Annotated in this window: 17 protein-coding genes; 11 read left to right on the top strand and 6 right to left on the bottom strand. The window is 75.4% G+C overall.

Annotation, left to right across the window (positions count from 1 at the left end):
- The first annotated feature begins 27 nt into the window (after window positions 1-27).
- The 3 genes from WCD41_RS02470 to WCD41_RS02460 all read left to right on the top strand — a co-directional run bounded on the left by WCD41_RS02470 (window position 28) and on the right by WCD41_RS02460 (window position 2,545).
- A complete protein-coding gene (locus tag WCD41_RS02470) occupies window positions 28-1,395 on the top strand; it encodes a UTP--glucose-1-phosphate uridylyltransferase (RefSeq protein ID WP_337711792.1) in 1,368 nt (455 codons plus the stop codon).
- Window positions 1,392-1,970: a 5-formyltetrahydrofolate cyclo-ligase gene (locus WCD41_RS02465; protein ID WP_337711791.1), complete on the top strand. Its 579-nt coding sequence runs from the start codon at window positions 1,392-1,394 to the stop codon at window positions 1,968-1,970. The genes WCD41_RS02470 and WCD41_RS02465 overlap by 4 nt, the downstream gene beginning before the upstream one ends.
- 188 nt (window positions 1,971-2,158) lie before the next feature.
- Window positions 2,159-2,545 (top strand): FmdB family zinc ribbon protein, encoded by a 387-nt coding sequence (locus WCD41_RS02460; RefSeq protein ID WP_337711790.1) that lies wholly within the window; start codon window positions 2,159-2,161, stop codon window positions 2,543-2,545.
- 241 nt (window positions 2,546-2,786) lie between these two features.
- Here WCD41_RS02460 and WCD41_RS02455 read toward each other — a convergent pair whose 3' ends face one another.
- A complete protein-coding gene (locus tag WCD41_RS02455; protein ID WP_337711789.1) occupies window positions 2,787-3,698 on the bottom strand; it encodes a DMT family transporter in 912 nt (303 codons plus the stop codon).
- Between the two features lie 221 nt (window positions 3,699-3,919).
- Here WCD41_RS02455 and WCD41_RS02450 point away from each other — a divergent pair, with 221 nt between their 5' ends.
- Window positions 3,920-4,657 carry an SAF domain-containing protein gene (locus tag WCD41_RS02450; protein WP_337711788.1) on the top strand — a complete coding sequence of 246 codons (738 nt, stop codon included), beginning with the start codon at window positions 3,920-3,922 and terminating at the stop codon, window positions 4,655-4,657.
- 265 nt (window positions 4,658-4,922) lie between these two features.
- Here the strand turns inward: WCD41_RS02450 and WCD41_RS02445 are convergent, their stop codons facing one another.
- Window positions 4,923-5,441, bottom strand: a complete 519-nt coding sequence (locus WCD41_RS02445) for a MogA/MoaB family molybdenum cofactor biosynthesis protein (protein ID WP_337711787.1) — start codon at window positions 5,439-5,441, stop codon at window positions 4,923-4,925.
- A gap of 97 nt (window positions 5,442-5,538) precedes the next feature.
- Between WCD41_RS02445 and WCD41_RS02440 the strand changes: the two genes are divergently transcribed.
- A complete protein-coding gene (locus WCD41_RS02440; RefSeq protein WP_337711786.1) occupies window positions 5,539-6,597 on the top strand; it encodes an NAD-dependent epimerase/dehydratase family protein in 1,059 nt (352 codons plus the stop codon).
- 84 nt (window positions 6,598-6,681) lie between these two features.
- On the opposite strand, the gene WCD41_RS02435 is transcribed toward WCD41_RS02440, so the two are convergent.
- Window positions 6,682-8,061, bottom strand: a complete 1,380-nt coding sequence (locus WCD41_RS02435; protein WP_337711785.1) for a hypothetical protein — start codon at window positions 8,059-8,061, stop codon at window positions 6,682-6,684.
- Between the two features lie 170 nt (window positions 8,062-8,231).
- On the opposite strand from WCD41_RS02435, the gene WCD41_RS02430 reads away from it, so the two are divergent.
- Genes WCD41_RS02430 through WCD41_RS02420 form a run of 3 tightly spaced genes read left to right on the top strand, consistent with a single transcriptional unit; the run spans window position 8,232 to window position 10,479 of the window.
- Window positions 8,232-8,957: a glycosyltransferase family 2 protein gene (locus WCD41_RS02430; RefSeq protein ID WP_337711784.1), complete on the top strand. Its 726-nt coding sequence runs from the start codon at window positions 8,232-8,234 to the stop codon at window positions 8,955-8,957.
- A gap of 47 nt (window positions 8,958-9,004) precedes the next feature.
- On the top strand, window positions 9,005-9,784 hold the full coding sequence (locus tag WCD41_RS02425) for a TIGR04282 family arsenosugar biosynthesis glycosyltransferase (protein ID WP_337711783.1): 780 nt from the start codon (window positions 9,005-9,007) through the stop codon (window positions 9,782-9,784).
- A 17-nt stretch (window positions 9,785-9,801) separates the two neighbouring features.
- Entirely contained in the window at window positions 9,802-10,479 is a 678-nt protein-coding gene (locus WCD41_RS02420; RefSeq protein WP_337711782.1) for a class I SAM-dependent methyltransferase, read from the top strand.
- A gap of 33 nt (window positions 10,480-10,512) precedes the next feature.
- Here WCD41_RS02420 and WCD41_RS02415 read toward each other — a convergent pair whose 3' ends face one another.
- Complete coding sequence (locus WCD41_RS02415) at window positions 10,513-12,282, bottom strand: trypsin-like peptidase domain-containing protein (protein ID WP_337711781.1); 1,770 nt, start codon at window positions 12,280-12,282, stop codon at window positions 10,513-10,515.
- 84 nt (window positions 12,283-12,366) lie between these two features.
- Here WCD41_RS02415 and WCD41_RS02410 point away from each other — a divergent pair, with 84 nt between their 5' ends.
- A complete protein-coding gene (locus WCD41_RS02410) occupies window positions 12,367-13,941 on the top strand; it encodes a sensor histidine kinase (protein WP_337711780.1) in 1,575 nt (524 codons plus the stop codon).
- A gap of 100 nt (window positions 13,942-14,041) precedes the next feature.
- Window positions 14,042-15,229, top strand: a complete 1,188-nt coding sequence (locus WCD41_RS02405; protein ID WP_337711779.1) for an LLM class flavin-dependent oxidoreductase — start codon at window positions 14,042-14,044, stop codon at window positions 15,227-15,229.
- A 60-nt stretch (window positions 15,230-15,289) separates the two neighbouring features.
- Here WCD41_RS02405 and WCD41_RS02400 read toward each other — a convergent pair whose 3' ends face one another.
- Window positions 15,290-15,982, bottom strand: a complete 693-nt coding sequence (locus WCD41_RS02400; RefSeq protein ID WP_337711778.1) for a response regulator transcription factor — start codon at window positions 15,980-15,982, stop codon at window positions 15,290-15,292.
- A 248-nt stretch (window positions 15,983-16,230) separates the two neighbouring features.
- On the opposite strand from WCD41_RS02400, the gene WCD41_RS02395 reads away from it, so the two are divergent.
- Window positions 16,231-17,421 carry a L,D-transpeptidase gene (locus WCD41_RS02395; RefSeq protein ID WP_337711777.1) on the top strand — a complete coding sequence of 397 codons (1,191 nt, stop codon included), beginning with the start codon at window positions 16,231-16,233 and terminating at the stop codon, window positions 17,419-17,421.
- Here the strand turns inward: WCD41_RS02395 and WCD41_RS02390 are convergent.
- A complete protein-coding gene (locus WCD41_RS02390) occupies window positions 17,413-18,315 on the bottom strand; it encodes a family 43 glycosylhydrolase (RefSeq protein WP_337711776.1) in 903 nt (300 codons plus the stop codon). The genes WCD41_RS02395 and WCD41_RS02390 overlap by 9 nt on opposite strands.
- Window positions 18,316-18,325 lie beyond the last annotated feature (10 nt).

Below are 18,325 nucleotides of genomic sequence, written 5' to 3'. Positions count from 1 at the left end.
GAGGGCCCGTTGGGGACCATGGGCGTCATGTCCTACGTCGACGACGCCCTGGCCGCCCTGACCGAGCGCTCCGATGTCACGGCGCACCCCGCCGAGGTCGAGGCCTTCCGCCGCCGCCTCGAGCAGCTCGCGAAGCCCGAGAGCGCGGTGCTGCCCGGGGAGGACCTCGCGCCGGTGGACGACCTGCCGACCCTCGACGCGCTCCCGGAGCCCTCCGCCGACGACGCGCGCCGTGCCCTGGACGCGCTCGCGGTGATCAAGCTCAACGGCGGGCTCGGCACGAGCATGGGCCTCGACGGGCCCAAGTCGCTGCTCGAGATCAAGCCGGGCACGAGCTTCCTCGACGCCGTCGCCGTGCAGACCCTCGCGCTGCGCGAGCGCCACGGGGCGCGGCTGCCGCTGCTGCTCATGGACTCCGAGGGCACCCGCGAGCCGTCGCTGGCCGCGCTGCGCCGCCACGCGGGGCTCGAGGACGACGAGCTCCCCCTGGACTTCCTGCAGGGCGCCGAGCCCAAGCTGCGCGCCGACGACTGGCGGCCCGTGTTGTGGCCCGACGACCCGCGCCTGGAGTGGTGCCCGCCCGGCCACGGCGACCTCTACACGGCGCTGGCCGCGTCCGGCGCGCTCGAGAAGCTGCTGGCAGCCGGGGTGCGCTGGTGCTTCGTGTCGAACTCGGACAACCTCGGCGCGATCCCCGACGTGCGCATCGCGGCGTGGATGGCCGCCGAGCAGGTGCCCTTCGCGCTCGAGGTCGCGCGCCGCACGGCGATGGACCGCAAGGGCGGGCACCTCGCCTCGCAGGGCGGCTCGCTGGTGCTGCGCGAGACCGCCCAGGTGCCCGAGGGCGACGACTCGTTCACCGACATCGAGCGGTTCTCCTACTTCAACACCAACAACCTCTGGTTCGACCTCGAGCACCTGCGTGCCCTGCAGGAGGCCGACCCCGCGGCGCCGTACCTGCCACTGATCGTCAACAAGAAGACCGTCGACCCCACCGACAAGGCCTCGACGCCGGTGCTGCAGCTCGAGACGGCGATGGGCGCGGCGATCGGGTCGGTCGAGGGGGCGCGGGCCCTCGAGGTGCCGCGGACCCGCTTCGCGCCGGTGAAGACCACCGACGACCTGCTCGTCGCCCGCTCCGACCTCTACGACCTCACCGACGACGGACGAATGGTGCCGACCGGCGCGGCGCCGGTGGTCAAGCTCGACAAGGCGGAGTTCGGGATGCTCGGCGACTTCGAGCGCCGCTTCGCCGGCGGCGCGCCCTCGCTGGCGCGGGCGACGTCGCTGACGGTCTCCGGGGACGTCACGTTCGGCGCGGGCGTGGTCGTCGAGGGCGACGTGACGGTGGACGGACCGCGCCACGTCGCCGACGGCGAGACGCTGCGGGGATGACGGCCTCGAAGGCCGACCTGCGCCGCGAGCTGCTGGCCACGCGACGGGCGCGGCCGGACGAGGCGCGCCGTGCCGACACCACCGCCCTGGTCGCCGGGGTGCCGGCGCTGCTCGAGGGCGTCGACGGCGCCGTCGCCCTGTTCGTCGCCGTGGGCGGCGAGCCCGGGGGGCCGGCGCTGCTCGACGCCGTCCGCGTCCGCGGGCACCGCGTGCTCCTGCCCGTCGTGGTCGGCGCCGCGCCCCTCGACTGGGCGGAGTACACCGGTGTCGCCTCGCTGGGTCCCGGGCCGCACGGGCTGCTCGAACCGACCGGACCGCGGCTCGGCGTGGGCGCGATCGCGGACGCCGGGCTCGTCGTCGTCCCGGCGCTGGCCGTCGACCACCGCGGCGTGCGCCTGGGCCGCGGCGGCGGGCACTACGACCGCTCCCTGCCCCTCGCGGGCCCACGGACCCGTCTCGTGGCGCTCGTGGGCGACGACGGCCTCGTCCGCGACGACCTGCCCGCCGAGCCCCACGACGTCCGCGTCCACGCCGCCTGGCGCCCGTCGTCCGGGGTGACCTGGCTGGCGGGGTGAACCAGCCTGGCGGCCACGCTGACGTTCAACGTCAGGAAATCCCCCAGCTCGAGTCGGCGGCCGGGGTGTGTCGGATCGGAACAGCCGTGACGCTGTCGGTGTTGGCACTCTCAGCGTGCGAGTGCCATCTACACTGCGCGCGAACATCACCACCCCCGGCGCGGGGGCGGACGAGATCAGGAGTGCACGTGCCGACCTATCCCTACGCCTGCACCGCCTGCGACCACCGCTTCGAGCAGGTCCAGGCGTTCTCCGACCCGTCGCTGACCGAGTGCCCGGTGTGCGGCGGCCGGCTGCGCAAGGTGTTCTCGTCGGTGGGGATCGTGTTCAAGGGCAGCGGCTTCTACCGCAACGACGCCCGTGCGGGCTCCGGGTCGTCGTCGGAGAAGGCGTCGTCGTCCTCGTCGTCGGAGTCGTCGTCGGGCTCGGGTGAGTCCAAGAGCGAGACGAAGAGCGACTCCACGAGCACCTCGGGCTCGGGATCGGGCTCCTCCGGCTCGTCGACCGCCGGGTCGAGCACCGCGGGGTCGAGCTCCTCGGGGTCCGGCTCCGGCTCGTCGGCGAAATCGGCCTGAGACGCACGACGGCCGGGCCCTGCAGCAGGGCCCGGCCGGGTGGTTCGGTGCGAGGGGTGGTCCGGGGCGCCGACCCCGAGTCGGCGTCCCGGACCTACCTGACGCCCACCCGCTCCCCAGCGGTCGGCGTCGAGGGCCTCACACCCTCTATGACGTCCCGGGAGACGGGAATGTTGCCGCTTCTCCCGCACATCACCCTTTCGGGTGATACGAGTGAGGTTTCGGTCTCCGGAGCCGTGGGTCACAGCGGGCGGCGACGGCCGCCGGGACTGTGACGGGAGGCCGCCGACCCGTCCCGCGGCCCGCCCTCCTGGGCCGCCAGCAGCGGCGAGCGCGACAGCAGGAAGACCCCGATCACCATGAGCACCGCGCCGACCAGCCCGCCGAGGAGCGCGAAGCCACCGTTGATCTCCTCGCCCAGCAGACCGATGCCCCAGGTCGACGACAGCAACGGGTTGCCCAGGATGAGCCCCGGCTGCGACGCGAGGAGGCGCCCGGCCCGCAGGGAGTGCTGCAGCACCAGGAACGCGGCGGGGGCGACCGGGATCAGCAGGTAGCTCTGCCAGGTGGTCAGGACGCCGCCGATGCCGTCGCGGACGAGCGCCTCGGACATCGCCTTGACGATCACGGCGACGAAGCCGGACCCGATCCCGGCGGCGATGCCGTAGAACGCGGCCCGGGCGACGGTCCGGGACCGCTTCGCGATCCAGCTGGTGAGCCCGAGCAGGCCCAGGGTGACGATCGTGCCGAGCACCCAGACGAGCGTGCTCGCGCCGAGCGCGTCGCCACCGCTGGGCTGCAGGGTGACGAGCAGGACGACGAGGCCGACGGACATGATCGCGACCGCGATCCACTCCCGGCGCCGCAGCGCCCCGCCGAGCACCCACCACCCGAGCAGCAGGGTGAAGGGCAGCTCCATGACGAGCACCGGCTGCACGAGGGCGATCGACCCGAGGCTCAGCGCCGTCGCCTGCAGCGCGATCGCCACGGCGAAGATCGAGGTCCCGATCAGCCAGGCCGGCCGCTGGACCATGTCGCGCAGGGTGCCGGCGCTGACGCCGCGGGCCCGCGCACTCTCCTGGGCCGCCTTGCGCTGCAGGACCAGGGCCGTGGCGTTGGCGATGGTGGCGAGCAGCACGAGCACCACGGCCATGCCAGCGCCCGCCCTCTTTCGATCGTCCACGACCCGACGGCGGCAAACTACCGTTCGTCCCGGCGCGCCCGCCGTGCCGGGCCGCCGGGACGCCCCGATCGCGCTGCGCCGTCCGCTGCTCCGTCCGCTGCTCCGTCCGCCGTCCCCATCGGCCGAACGCCTCCACGGCCGTCCGAGGGACCTGCGGGACCCGGCCGGCCCGCCGCCCTAGCGTCGACGACGTGCGAGAACGAGACGGACCCACCCGCGGGAAGGGGCGACGGCGACGGTCCTGGCGCCTCCCGCCGCCGGGGTGGCGGCGCGCGGTGGCGGTGCGCCGGGCGGCGGCCGGGCTGCTCGTGGCGCTCGCCGTGGTCTTCCTCGCCGTCCCGCGCGTCGCCCCGGCCGGCACGCCGGTGCTCGTGGCCGCGCGGGACCTGACACCCGGCGTCGCGCTGGGCCCGGCCGACGTCGCGGTGCGGACGCTGCCGCCGGGGCTCGTGCCGGCCGGAGCCCTCGGCGAGCCCGCGGCGGTCGCCGGCCGTCAGGTGGTCGGCGGGGTGCGGGCGGGCGAAGCGATCACCGACGTGCGGCTCCTGGGCACGGTCGCGGCGGTCGCGGCCGCCGGCGTGCCCGACGCGGCGGGGGTGCCGGTGCGGCTCGCCGACGCGGGCGTCGCGGCGCTGCTCACGCCCGGTGTCCGGGTCGACCTCGTGGCGGCGGGCGGCGGCGCGCCGGGTCGGGTCGGTGCGGCCGACGTCACGACGGCGGGTGCCGACGGGGCAGGTGACGGGGCCGGCGGGGCGGCCCCGAGCGTGCTCGCCCCCGGCGCGGTCGTGCTCGCCGTGCTCCCGGCACCGGAGCGCACGGCGGGCTCGGCGGGCTCGGCGCCGGTGGTGGTCGTGGCGCTGCCCGCGGCGCTGGCGGCGCGGGTGGCGACGGTGTCGCTGCGGGAGGAGGTGACCGTCACGCTGCGCTGATCACCGGCCGGACGCCGGGCTCAGGGGCGGTCGTGGTGCGGGGGCCGCTCGGCGTCGTACCGGCGACGGTCGTCCTCGTCGCGCGACGGGTCCCGCCCGCCGCCAGGGCCGGGGTCGCGCTCGTCCGAGTATGCCGCCGTGTCGTCCCCGAAGATCGCCGCGCGCAGCGCCGCCCGCCGCCGGGCCTCGGCACGGGGGTCGGGCGGCGGGTCGGGCGGCGGGTGCTGCTCGGAGTCGGCCCCGGTGTCGTCGCCCCGCCCGGAGCTCAGTGCTCCTCCATCCCCGACAGCTCGGCGATCACGTGCGAGATCATCGGGGTGAGCGTGGCCATCCCGTCGCGGACGGCGGCGCGCGAGGACGCGAGGTTCACCACGAGCGTGCTGCCCGAGACGCCCACCAGGCCGCGGGAGAGTCCGGCGTCTACGGCGCCGGCCGCGAGGCCCGACGCGCGGATGGCCTCGGCGATGCCCGGGATCGGGCGGTCGAGCACGCCGGCGGTCGCGTCGGCGGTGACGGCGCGGGGCGACACCCCGGTGCCGCCGACGGTGACGACGAGGTCGACGCCGCCGATGACGGCGGTGTTGAGCGCGTTGCGGATGGCCACCGACTCGCCCGGCACGACGATCGTCCCGTCCACGACGAGGTTCGCCTCGCCGAGGAGCTCGGTGACCAGCGGGCCGATCGTGTCCGCGCTCTCGCCCCGGCTCACGCGGTCGTCGACGACCACGACGAGCGCCCGTCCCAGAATCTCCTCCGTGCCGCCGTGCAGCGGCTGGTTCTCCATGGTCACCAAGGTAGACGGGGCCCGCGCCGGGGCACGAAGCGGACGCACGGCGACGGCCCGTCACGGCGAGGGCACGGGCAGCGGCTAGCGTGCGCGCGTGCGCGTTCTCCTGACGGGTGGGGCCGGGTTCATCGGCTCGCACATCGCCGACCTCCTGGCCGAGCGGGGCCACACCCCCGTGCTCCTCGACGCCCTGCTGCCCCAGGCGCACGCGGCCGGCAAGGCACCGGAGTGGCTGGACCGCTACGAGCTCGTCCACGGCGACGTCCGGGACGCCGGACTGCTCGACCGCCTCCTGCCGCAGGTCGACGCGGTGTGCCACCAGGCGGCGATGGTCGGGCACGGCGTCGACCCCAACGACGCGCCGGACTACGCCGAGAACAACGACGTCGCCACGGCGGTGCTGCTCGCGGCGATGTACCGGTCCGGTCACCGCGAGCTGGTGATGGCGAGCTCGATGGTCGTCTACGGCGAGGGTCGCTATTCGTGCCCGGAGCACGGGATCGTCCCGCCGCCGATGCGGCGCCAGGCCGACGTCGACGCCGGCCGCTACGACCTGCCGTGCCCCCGGTGCGGGCGCGACCTCTCCGGCGAGCTCATCCCCGAGGACGCCGCCCTCGAGCCGCGCAGCACCTACGCCGCGACGAAGCTCGCGCAGGAGCACCTCGCGGTCGCGTGGGCCCGCGCGACCGGCGGACGGGTGTGGGCGATGCGCTACCACAACGTCTACGGCCCGCGGATGCCGCAGAACACGCCGTACGCCGGCGTCGCGTCGATCTTCCGGTCGTCGCTGGAGCGCGGCGAGGCCCCGCGCGTGATGGAGGACGGCCGCCAGCGCCGGGACTTCGTGCACGTCGGTGACGTCGCGGCCGCCAACCTCGCGGCCCTCGAGACCCCGGCCGAGGAGGGCCGCTGCGTCTCGGTCAACGTGTGCTCCGGCGAGGTCCGCACGATCGGCGACCTCGCCACCACGCTCGCCGGCGCCATGGACGGACCCGCGCCGGAGGTCGTCGGCGGTGCCCGGCCCGGCGACGTCCGCCACGTCACCGCCGATCCCGCCCGCGCCGCCGAGCTCCTGGGGTTCCGCGCCCGCACGAGCTTCGCCGACGGGATCACGGCGTTCGCCACCGATCCGCTGCGCGACGCCGTCGGCTGATCACCCCGCCCCCGCGGTGATCAACGGGGACTTCGCGCGCCTAGAGGCAGCGAACAGCACGTTCGCTGCACGAGGGGGCGAGCGCTACCAGACCGTCGCGAGCAGATGGTTGACGGCGAGCGCGAGCACCGCCTGGGCGAGCAGCCACCACCGCACCGAGGGCCGGGGCAGCAGGGCCGCGAGCGGGACGATCCACACCGCGAACGGCAGCCAGATGCGCTCGACCTCGGACTTCGAGAGCCCGGACAGGTCGGCGACGAGCACCGCGGTCAGACCGGCCGCGGCCAGGGCGAGCACGACCAGCGGGGCCGCGCGGGGGCGCCACGCGGCCCGGCGCAGGCCGGCGATCACCGCGGGTCCGAGCACGAGCACCAGCGCGGCGAGGTTGCCCCACACCCAGTACTCGTAGGGACGCAGGAGCCCGTACTCGCCCGGCTGGTAGTAGCGGACCTTGACCTGCTCGTAGCCGTCGAACCACCAGAACCCGGCGACGGTGAACGCCGCGACCACCGCCGCCGCGCCGAGGCCGCCGGTGAGCAGCGGGGCCACGCGCCGGCTCAGCAGCGCCACCGCGACCGGCAGGAGCCCGGCGAGCACGAGCCCGTACGAGAGGTACAGCGACAGCCCCAGCACCACCCCGCCGGCGACGCACACGGCGTGCCCGAGCACCCCGCGCCGCACCGCGCCGAGGGCGAGCAGCGCCACACCCCACGCGAGCACCGCGGCGAACATCCCGTCCGCGGAGACGCCGACCCACACCGCGCCCGGGAAGAGCACGCCGAACGGCAGGTACGCCCGGGCGAGGTCGCGGTCGCCGAGCGCGCCGATCGTGAGCGCGACGGCGACCACGGCGGTGGCCCCGATCGCGCCGGTGACGGCACCGGCGTACTCCCCGCCGGGGAACCCCGCGCGGTCGAGCAGCACGTAGAACAGGGTCGCCGCGGGCGGGTGCCCGGAGGAGTGCGTGACGAGGGTGTCGGGGGTCGTGCCCGCGATGCGGTCGGCGAAGGTCGACAGGAAGACCGACAGGTCCCCCGTGCGTGGGATCTCCGCGAGGTACTCGGTGGGGGTCGCCAGCCGTTCGGCGACCCCGACGATCCATCCGTCGATCGTCGCGAGCGCGAACGTCCACACCATCGAGGCGATGGCGGCCAGCACCAGGAGGGGGCCCCAGCGCAGCCGCCGGGCCACGGCGGGGCCACCGAGAGCGACGAGCAGGGCCACCAGGACTGCCGGGACGGTGCCCGGGCCGACGTGCGGCACCCACGCGGCGAGCAGCGGCGGCCAGCCCACGAGCACGGGGACGCCGGCGTCGATCAGCTGCCATCCGACGACGGACGACGCCGTGACCAGCAGCGCAGCGACCAGGACGGCCGCGAGGTCACCCCGCAGGCGCAGCGGGCGGCGGGTCGCGGACGGGGGTTCCCCGGCCGGCCCGGGGCGGTCCCGCAGCACGGTGGTCATCGCCGACGGACAGTACGGAGGCCCGGTGATCTCGCCGTGAGGAGGTCCGTGAAGCGGGTGTGAGTAGCCCGGACGGACGAAGAAGGACACGCCTCGACGGCCCACGAGCCACTCGACACGGGCACGACCCCGCGCGGCGGGCGCGCGTCCGACCTCATAGCGTGACGCCGATGGACGGTCGCGTGGACGTGGTGCTCCCCTGTCTCGACGAGGCCGAGGCGCTGCCCGGGGTGCTCGCCGCGCTGCCCGACGGCTTCGACGCCGTGGTGTGCGACAACGGCTCGACCGACGGCACCCCGGAGGTCGCCGCCGGACTCGGTGCGCTCGTCGTCCACGAGGCGCGGCCGGGCTACGGCGCGGCCGTGCACACCGGGCTCGAGGCGACGCGCACCGACGTCGTCGCGGTGATCGACGCGGACGGCTCGCTCGATCCCGCCGAGCTGCCCGCGATGGTGCGGCTGCTGCTCGACACCGGCGCCGACCTCGTGGTCGGGCGGCGGGTACCGGCGGCGCGCGGGGTGTGGCCGTGGCACGCCCGGGTCAGCAACCGGGTGCTCTCGGGGCTGATGCGGACCCGCGGGGTGGGCGTGCGCGACATCGCCCCGATCCGGGTGGCGCGCCGGCAGGCCCTGCTCGACCTCGGGATCACCGACCGCGCGTTCGGCTACCCGCTCGAGCTGCTCATCCGCGCCGGCGCCGCCGGCTGGCGCGTCCGCGAGGTCGACGTCGCCTACCGCCCGCGGGCCGGGGGCCGCTCGAAGGTCTCCGGCTCGGTGAAGGGGACGGTCCGCGCCGTGCGCGACATGTCGAAGGCCATCGCCCGCACCCGCCCGGCCGCGGTGACCGGCAGCCCGGCACCGTCCACCGCACTCGACGACCGCGGCACCGCCCGATGACCGACAGGGCCGAACCGATCACGACGGCCCGAACGAACGCGCGGACCATGCGGACCAGTGCGCCGGTCACGAGGGTCGTCCTCGTGCTCGCGAAGGCCCCCGTCGCGGGCCGGGCCAAGACCCGGCTCATCGCGGCCACGACCCCGGAGGGCGCGGCGAACATCGCCGCCGCGGCCCTCCTCGACACCCTCGACGCCGCGCGGGCCGTCCGCGACGCGCACGTCGTCGTCGCCCTGGAGGGCGACCCCGCCGAGGCCGAGCGCCGCGACGAGATCACCGCCGCGCTCGCCGGGTGCCTCGTGGTGCCGCAGCGCGGCGAGAGCCTCGGCGACCGGATCACCGCCGCGCACGCCGACGTCGCCGACGCCTTCCCCGGCGCCGTCAGCGTGCAGATCGGGATGGACACCCCGCAGGTCGACGCCGGGCTCCTGGGCGACGCGCTCGACCTCGTCACCACCGACGCGGACGCGGCGCTCGGGCCGGCGTTCGACGGGGGCTGGTGGGCTCTCGCCCTGGCCGACCCGCGCCGGGCCGGCCTCGTCGCCGACGTGCCGACCTCCCGTGACGACACCGGCGCCCGCACCCTCACCGCCCTGCGCGCCGGGCTCACCCCGGACCGGGTGCTCGAGCTGCCGCCCCTGTCCGACGTGGACACCCCCGACGACGCCGTCGCCGTCGCCGACCTCGCTCCCACCGGTCGTTTCGCCCGCGCCGTCGCGGACGTTCTCCCCCTCGCCGGGTCGAGCTCCGCTGCGCTCCGTCTCCCTGCCGACGGGTCGAGCTCCGCTGCGCTCCGTCTCCCGATCCCCGGAGGCCTCCCCCGATGACCCGCACGACGTCGCCCGTGACGGATCCCGTCGCGGCCGAGCTGCTCACCGCGGCGACCGACACCGGCACCGTGTTCGACGCCGCGCTCGCCGGACGGCGCCACCGCCTGGTGCGCCACGACGGGGTGGTGCTCCCGCTGGCCGTGCAGCGCTGGCACGACGACGCCGACACCGACGACGACTGGCTGCTCGGACGCTGCTCCGGGCCGACGCTCGACCTCGGCTGCGGCCCGGGCCGTCTCGTCGTCGCGCTCGCCGACCGCGGTGTGGCCGCGCTCGGCGTCGACGTGTCCGTGCAGGCCGTCCAGCGCTGCCTCGAGCGCGGGGCCGCGGTGCTCCACCGCGACGCGTTCGAGCGCCTGCCCGGCGAGGGCCGCTGGCAGCACGTCGTGCTCGCCGACGGCAACATCGGGATCGGCGGCGACCCCGTCACCCTGCTGCGCCGGTGCCGCGCCCTGCTCGCCGACGGCGGCACGATCCTGCTCGAGCTCGAGCCCGACGCCGCGCTGTGGTGCGGCAGCGCCTACCTCGAGTGCCTCGACGACACCCCGGTCGACGCCGTCACCGACGCCCCGTGGTTCCCGTGGGCGGTGCTCGGACCGCACGCGGTCGACGAGGTGGCCACCGAGGCCGGCCTCGCCGTCGTCGCCCGCGCCGACGGCCCACGCGTGTTCGTGGAGCTCGCGCGGGCGTAGCGCCGGACCCGGGAACGCATCCGGGACCGGGGGTCAGCGACCCCCGATCACCCGGCTCCCCAGCGTCACCTGGACCTCCCGGGTCCCGCCCGGGGACTGCAGCGTGAGCCGCACCGTCTGACCGGGCGCCCGCGACTGGATCGCCGCGACGAACGCGTTGGCGTCCTCGATCACCCGGTTGTCGACGCCGACGACGACGTCGCCCGCCGCGATCCCCGCCTGCTGGGCGGGCGAGCCGGGCTGCACGTCGGCCATGGCCGCACCGCGCGGCTGGGCGTCGGCCACCCCGACACCGATGATCGCCTGCGTCGCCTGGCCGGTGTCGACGAGCTCGGTGGCCAGACGGCGGGCCTGGTTGATCGGGATCGCGAACCCGAGACCGATCGAGCCGGCCTCCTGCCCCGCGCTGCCGGTGGTGCTGGCGATCGCGGTGTTGACCCCGATCACGCGGCCCTGGAAGTCGACCAGCGGCCCGCCGGAGTTGCCGGGGTTGATCGCGGCGTCGGTCTGGATGGCGTCGAGGACGCTGCTCTGGCCCGCGCCGGACCCGCCGGCCTCGACGGGACGCTGCAGGGCGCTGACGATGCCGGTGGTCACCGTGCCGGAGAGCCCCAGCGGCGAGCCGACGGCCATGACGGGCTGGCCCTGCACGAGCTGGTCGGAGTTGCCGAGGGTCGCGGGGCGCAGGTCCGCGACCCCGCTCGCCCGCACGACGGCGATGTCTGCCGCCGGGGCCGTGCCGACGACCTGGACGGGCGCGGCGCGGCCGTCGGAGAAGATCGCCTCGAGACCGCCGCCCTGGCCGGCCTGCAGCACGTGGTTGTTGGTCATGATCAGGCCGTCGGCCGAGAGCACGATCCCCGACCCCTCGCCCGCCGCCCCCCGGATCTGCACGGCGCTGGGCAGCACGGTCGCCGCGACCGCCTCGACGGAGCCGGGCGCCGCAGCGGCGCCCCCGGTGTCGGGCACGGGCTCGTCGAGGGCCGTGCCCTGCGACGAGCTCGAGGACCCGGACGAGCCCCCGATCCCGCCGACGATCGCGGCGCCGAGCGCCCCGCCGATGAGTCCGGCCACCAGGGCGAGCGCGATCAGCCCCAGCGCGCCGGGCCGCCGGCGCGAGGCGGCCTGGCCGTTCTGGGGACCCGGACCGCCCGGTCCTCCCCCGCCGCCCCAGCCGGCGCCGGGATCGCGCGCCCAGCCGCCGGGCGGGGTCGCCGGGCCGGCGGCGGTGGTGCCCCAGCCGTAGCCCCCACCGGCGGGAGGCGTGCCGGGGGTGGTCGCCGTGCCGCCCGGGGGCGCGTAGCCCCCCGGTCCGGCGGCGGGCGCCTCCCGGGTCTGCGGCGCCGTCGCGGGGTAGGACGGGACGGCGCCGAACGACGCCGTCGGGCCCGCCGACGACGGGGCCTGGCCGAGCCCGGGCGGCGGGCCCTGCAGAGGCTGGGCAGCCTGCGGGGGCTGGCCGGCCTGCTGGGACGCCGGCGGAGCCTGCGGGGGCTGGCCCGACGGGGTGGACTGCGTCGACCGGGTCGGCGCGCTGTACGGCGTCGCGCCCTCGGCCGTGCCCGCCGGCGGGGTCGCGGACGTGTCGGTGTCCCGGCCGTACTCCCGGCCCGTCCCCTCGGCCCACCGCACTCCCCCGGGCCCCGAGGGCACCGCCGTCTCGCGGGTGGGGCCGGACTCCACCGACGGCCCGGACGAGCCGGGTCCGCCGGTGGGCGAGGCGGACGTCGAGGCGTCGGGCGTGTCGCCCGTCGACGGACCGGGACCGTCGGCGGCGCGGGACGCGGCGTCGTTCTCGCTCATGGGTCAACCCTCTCGCACCGACCGTCCGGGCGCGCCGACCGGCATCCCCCGCCGACCCGAGCGCCGACAGGGGAAGCTGGTGGGGTGGAACGTCCCGCACCCGGCCCGTCGACCGATGGTCCCGCAGCAGTCGACGAGCGCGCCGACGAGCGCGCTGACGAGCCCGCGACGGGGCCCGCCGTCGGGACCACGGACGTCCCCGCGGCCGCGACGGTCGACCGCCCCGCGCCCGGCGACGACGACGAGCCGCCGCCCGGGCTGATCCGGCACGTCCTGCAGGGCATCCCGCTGCGGCGGCGGGTCGGCATCCTCGTCTCGGTCGGCGGCGGGCTGCTCGTGGCGCTGATCGCGATCGCGGTGTTCCTCACCGCCCAGCGCGCCCTCTACGACCAGCTCGACGAGAGCCTGGTGCAGCGCGCGACGGTCGCGGCCGCGGGCGACCTCGCCGACCCCGCGATCCTGTTGCGCGTCTCCTCCGACGCCCTCGCCGCCGGCGAGGTGCGGGTCGCGATCGTCACCGCGGACGGGGAGTTCGTCACCCTGCGCGGCAACAGCCCACCGCTGGGGGCCGCCGAGGTCTCCGCCGCGCGCCAGGACCCGCCGACGTCGGTGCGCACGGGTGTCGCCGACGGCGAGGTCTACCGCGTCGTCGCCGTCTACGCGGGTGAGGGCCGTGCGCTCGTATTGGCCCAGGAGCTGGACCCGACGCGGCGGACCCTCTCCAAGCTCGCCGTGGTGCTGCTCGTCGCCGGGGCGTCGGGTGTGCTGCTCGCCGCCCTGACCGGCGTCGCGATCGCGCGGGCCGGGCTGCGCCCCGTCGAGCGTCTGATCTCGGCGACCGAGCGTGTCGCCCGCACCGGCGACCTGCGCCCGATCCCCGTCACCGGCGGCGACGAGCTCGCCCGGCTGACCACCAGCTTCAACGCCATGCTCGCCGCGTTGGCGTCGTCGATCGAACGACAACGCCGGCTGGTCGCCGACGCGGGGCACGAGCTGCGCACACCGCTGACGTCGCTGCGCACCAACCTCGAGCTGCTCATGGCCTCGGAGCGGGCGTCCGGGACGCCGGGTGCCCCGACGCTCTCGGCGCAGGACCGCGAGGAGCTGCAGGCCGACCTGCGCGCGCAGGTCGACGAGCTCGCCAACCTCATCGGCGACGTCGTCGAGCTCGCCCGCGACGACCCGCCGGAGGTGACCGCCGAGCCGCTCGACCTCGCCGACGTGGTCGAGCGCGCCCTCGACCGGGCGCGGCGGCGTGCCGCGGCCGAGAACGTCACGTTCGACGTCGAGTTCGTCTCCTGCGAGGTCACCGGCGACGCCAACGCCCTGGAGCGTGCCGCGCTGAACCTGCTCGACAACGCCGCGAAGTGGAGCCCGCCGGGCGGGACGGTGCGCGTGACCCTGCGCGAGGGCGTCGCGCCGGAGCGGCCGGGCACCGCGGTGCTCGAGGTGGCCGACCAGGGCCCGGGGATCGCCGACGAGGAGCTCGACCTCGTCTTCGAGCGCTTCTACCGCTCCCTCGACGCGCGGACGATGAGCGGGTCGGGGCTCGGGCTCTCGATCGTCGCGCAGGTCGCCGACCGCCACCACGGCGGCGTCTCGGCCGCCCGGGCGCCCGAGGGGGGCGCGCTGCTGCGGTTCTGGGTGCCGCGCCGCTGACGTTCCACATAGTGCTCACGGAGCGTCACGCGGTCTGTACGTGTGGCTGTGACCCGGCTTACGGTCGGGACGCGGACGACTCGACGAGGAGAGACCCCCAGTGAGCAGACTGCGCTTCGGCACGTTCCTGGCCCCGTTCCACCGTGCCGGTGAGAACCCGACCCTCGCGCTGCAGCGCGACCTCGAGCTGGTCGAGCACCTCGACGCGCTGGGCATCGACGAGGCCTGGATCGGCGAGCACCACTCGGCCGGCAGCGAGATCATCGCGTCCCCGGAGATCTTCATCGCGGCCGCCGCGGAGCGGACCAAGCGGATCAAGCTCGGCACCGGCGTGACCTCGGCGAGCTACCACAACCCGCTCTGGGTGGCCGACCGCATGGTGCTGCTCGACCACCTCACCCGCGGTCGCTCGATGCTCGGCGTCGGCCCCGGGTCGCTGCCCAGCGACTCGGCCATGATCGGGCTGAACCCGACCGACACGCGCGAGCTGCTGGACGTCAACCTCGACATCATCATGCGGCTGCTGCGTGGCGAGGTGGTCACCGAGCAGACGAAGACCCACAACCTCGTCGAGGCCCAGCTGCAGCTGCGGCCCTACACGGAGCCGTGCTTCGACGTCGCCGTCGCGGCCGTCGCCTCGCCCACCGGGCCCCGGATGGCCGGGCGGCACGGCGTGGGCCTGCTCTCGATCGGCGCGACGCTCTCGCAGGACGGCTTCGACGCGCTCGCCCACCACTGGAACGTCGTCGAGGAGCGCGCGCAGCACTACGGGCAGCCGACGCCGGACCGGGAGAAGTGGCGCCTGGTCGGGCTCATGCACATCGCCGAGACCAAGGAGCAGGCCTACCGCGACGTCGAGTACGGGATCGAGAACTGGTTCCGCTACTTCCAGAAGACCGCGGCGTTCCCGCAGATGGCGGTCGAGGGCGGCGACGTCAAGGAGATGATCGACTTCATCAACGAGGCCGGCATCGGGGCGATCGGGACGCCGGACGACGCGAAGGCGCAGGTCCAGCGCCTCGCCGACCAGTCCGGCGGCTTCGGCGCGATGCTGCTGCTCGGCCACGAGTGGGCGAACCCGCAGGCGACCAAGCGCTCGTGGGAGCTCATCGCGCAGAACGTCGTGCCGCACTTCCAGGGCACGACGTGGGGCGGGGTCAGCCACGCCGAGTCGACCCAGGCGGCGAAGGAGCGCGCCGGGCTCAAGCGCGACGCCTACGCCGCGACGCAGCTCGAGGCCGTCGACCACATGACGAAGAAGTACGCCGACGAGGTCGCCTCGAAGTAGCAGGTCAGCCTATGTGAGTGAAATTGTGGGCTATAGCCCACAATTTCACTCACATGGGTCTTACGGCGGAGTCTCGCGCAGCACGTAGCCCACGCCGCGGACGGTGTGGATGAGGCGTGCCTCGCCCTCGGCCTCGGTCTTGCGGCGCAGGTAGCCCACGTAGACCTCGAGCGCGTTGCCCGTGGTCGGGAAGTCGTAGCCCCAGACGTCCTCGAGGATGCGGCTGCGCGTGAGCACCCGGCGCGGGTTGGCCATGAACAGCTCGAGCAGCGAGAACTCGGTGCGCGTGAGGCTGATCGGCCGCTCGCCGCGCCGGACCTCGCGCGTCACGGGGTCGAGCGAGAGGTCGCCGAAGCGCAGCGGCTCGGGGTCCGGCGCGCCGGTCTCCTCGGGGGAGGTCCGGCGCAGCAGCGCCCGCAGGCGCGCGAGCAGCTCCTCGAGCGCGAAGGGCTTGGCGAGGTAGTCGTCCGCGCCGGCGTCGAGGCCGGCCACGCGGTCGGACACCGCCTCGCGGGCGGTGAGCACGAGCACCGGGATGTCGTCCCCGGCGTTGCGCAGCCGCCGGCACACCTCGAGCCCGTCGACCCGCGGCATCATCACGTCGAGGACGAGGGCGTCGGGACGCTGGCCCGCGATGGCGTCGAGCGCCTGCTGGCCGTCCGCGGCGAGCTCGACCTGGTAGCCGTTGAACGCCAGCGAGCGGCGCAACGAGTCGCGCACCGCCCGGTCGTCGTCCGCGACGAGGATCCGCATACCGGACAGTGTGGCCGCACGGCCTGAGACCGTGCTGAGACGCGCCGTGCGCGGCTCACCCGTCCGGCCCAGCGCACCGGGGACGGACGGTGGCCGGTCCTCCCGCCCGAGATGTCCGATACGGGATCGACACCGGCGACACGCAACCGCGCACCGTCCCGACGCGTCTCGCATGGTTGAGGATGTCGGGGCAGGATCTCCCGGATCGGGACGAGGGGGACGGTGTGTCGGGAACGGAGCGCAGCCGCGTGCGCAGCAGTCGGGGGCTCGATCGGGGGTCGACGGGCCCGCTCGTCGTGCTGCTCGCGCTGATCGCCCTCCTGGGTGGGTGTGCGGGGGTGGCCACCGCGCCGCCGCCACCGCCCGTGCCGCCGGTCGCGCTCGCCGCGTCCGTCGCGCCGGGTGCGGTGGACGTCGCCCCCGCCGAGCCGCTCGTCGTGTCCGCCGCGGGCGGCCGGCTGACGTCGGTCACCGTGACGCCCGCGGGCGGGCAGGCCCTCGCCGGCACCCCGGACCCCGCGGGCACCCGCTGGACCAGCCCCGCGCTCGCCTACGGCACCGAGTACCGCGTGCAGGCCGCCGGCGTCGACGAGCAGGGCCGGCCGGGGACGCCGCTCGACCAGACCTTCCGCACGGTGGCGCCCGAGGAGACCCTCGGGATCGCGAGCATCCGCCCCACCGACGGGCAGACCGTCGGCGTCGCGATGCCGATCTCGATCACGTTCGACGCGCCCGTCACCGATCGCGCCGCCGTCGAGCGCCGCGTGTCGGTGGAGACCTCGGTGCCCACCGAGGGCTCGTTCCGCTGGATGTCGGACGAGCAGCTCAACTGGCGCCCGAAGGAGTACTGGCGGCCCGGCACGCAGGTCTCGGTGAACGCGCGCCTGTTCGGCGTCGACAGCGGCGAGGGCGTGTACGGCGAGGAGGACCGTTCCTTCGCGTTCACCGTCGGCCGCGACCAGCGCGCCCGCGGCGACGTCAACGAGCACACGCTCGTGCTCTACCAGGACGGCCAGGAACTGCGCAGCCTGCCGGCGTCGTACGGCCGCGACATCTACCCGACGCAGTTCGGCGTGCACGTCGCGTTCGAGAAGCACGAGGTCAAGCGCATGCGCTCGGACACGTGGGGCGGCCCGGGCGAGGGCCAGCCCGGGTTCTACGACCAGAACCTGCCCCTGGCCGTGCGCATCTCCAACAACGGCGAGTTCGTGCACGTCAACCCGGACTCGGTCAGCGCGCAGGGCCGCCGCAACGTGTCCCACGGCTGCGTCAACCTCTCGCCGGCCAACGGCCGCTTCTTCTACGACTGGGTGCAGATGGGCGACCCGGTGGAGATCGTCGGCTCGAGCCGCCCGCTGACCACCCGCGACGGGGACATCGCCGACTGGACGATCCCGTGGGAGGAGTACCGGCAGGGCTCGGCGCTCGCGTCAACCTGACCCGAGCAGGCCCTCGGTCGTCATCCGCACCCGCACGAGGCGCCCGTCCGCGTCGTGGTGCAGCCGGTCGGCGCACACCGAGCGCCGGTGGTTCCCGCCGCCCGGCAGCGCCCCGTTGTGGTAGAAGAAGATCCACTCGCCGTCGACCTCGACGGGACACGGCCGGTTGGTCGCGCAGTTGCCCGGCACCTCGTTGAGGAGCCCCTCGACGGTCCAGGGCCCCTCGGGGTGCCGGCTGCGCGCCCAGACCACGCGCTGCGGGTGGCCGTAGCCGTACGCCAGGTAGAGCGTGCCGTCGCGCCCGTGGACGTGGACGCCCTCCTGGAAGCTCGGGAGGTCGATCTCGGTGACCGGGCCGGCCAGGGCCGTCATGGAGTCGTCGAGCCGGGCGACGAAGCAGCGGTGCTTGCCCCAGTACAGGTACGCCTGCCCGTCGTGGACGAGCACCCAGGGGTCGATCGTGTGGTCGTGCCCGTCGTCGTCGGGCACGTCGTTGGTGATCAGCGCGCGGCCCAGCGCGTCGCGGAACGGGCCGGTGGGGTGGTTGGCCACCGCCACGGCGATGGCGCCGCCCGGCACGGTCGCGTGGTGGACGGCCGGGTTCACGGCGAGGTACCACCAGAACCGCCCGTGCCGCTCGACGACGCACGACGCCTTCGCGCCGTCGCGGGCCCACGGGAAGTCGGCGACGCGCAGCAGCGGGCCGTGCGGCGTCCACGTCCGCAGGTCGGACGAGGAGAAGCAGAGCCAGTCGTGCATGACGAACCGGTCGGCGCCGGGCGGCGCCTCGTCGTGGCCGGTGTAGAGGTAGGCCGTGCCGTCGTGGATTAGCACCGCCGGGTCGGACGTGTAGACGTCGCGGATGATCGGGTTGCCCTCGCGGATCGCCGGCACGGAACCGGAC

The sequence above is a fragment of the Actinomycetospora aeridis genome (assembly GCF_037400275.1).
GTDB classification, from domain to species: domain Bacteria; phylum Actinomycetota; class Actinomycetes; order Mycobacteriales; family Pseudonocardiaceae; genus Actinomycetospora; species Actinomycetospora aeridis.
This window is presented reverse-complemented; position numbering and strand designations above follow the sequence as displayed.

Bases quoted from the DNA above. Each gene is read 5' to 3' on its own strand.
- WCD41_RS02470 (WP_337711792.1), top strand. From the start codon at position 28: ATGTCCTACGTCGACGACGCCCTGGCCGCCCTGACCGAGCGCTCCGAT.
- WCD41_RS02465 (WP_337711791.1), top strand. From the start codon at position 1,392: ATGACGGCCTCGAAGGCCGACCTGCGCCGCGAGCTGCTGGCCACGCGA.
- WCD41_RS02455 (WP_337711789.1), bottom strand. From the start codon at position 3,698: ATGGCCGTGGTGCTCGTGCTGCTCGCCACCATCGCCAACGCCACGGCC.
- WCD41_RS02445 (WP_337711787.1), bottom strand. From the start codon at position 5,441: ATGGAGAACCAGCCGCTGCACGGCGGCACGGAGGAGATTCTGGGACGG.
- WCD41_RS02435 (WP_337711785.1), bottom strand. From the start codon at position 8,061: ATGACCACCGTGCTGCGGGACCGCCCCGGGCCGGCCGGGGAACCCCCG.
- WCD41_RS02430 (WP_337711784.1), top strand. From the start codon at position 8,232: ATGGACGGTCGCGTGGACGTGGTGCTCCCCTGTCTCGACGAGGCCGAG.
- WCD41_RS02425 (WP_337711783.1), top strand. From the start codon at position 9,005: ATGCGGACCAGTGCGCCGGTCACGAGGGTCGTCCTCGTGCTCGCGAAG.
- WCD41_RS02415 (WP_337711781.1), bottom strand. From the start codon at position 12,282: ATGAGCGAGAACGACGCCGCGTCCCGCGCCGCCGACGGTCCCGGTCCG.
- WCD41_RS02400 (WP_337711778.1), bottom strand. From the start codon at position 15,982: ATGCGGATCCTCGTCGCGGACGACGACCGGGCGGTGCGCGACTCGTTG.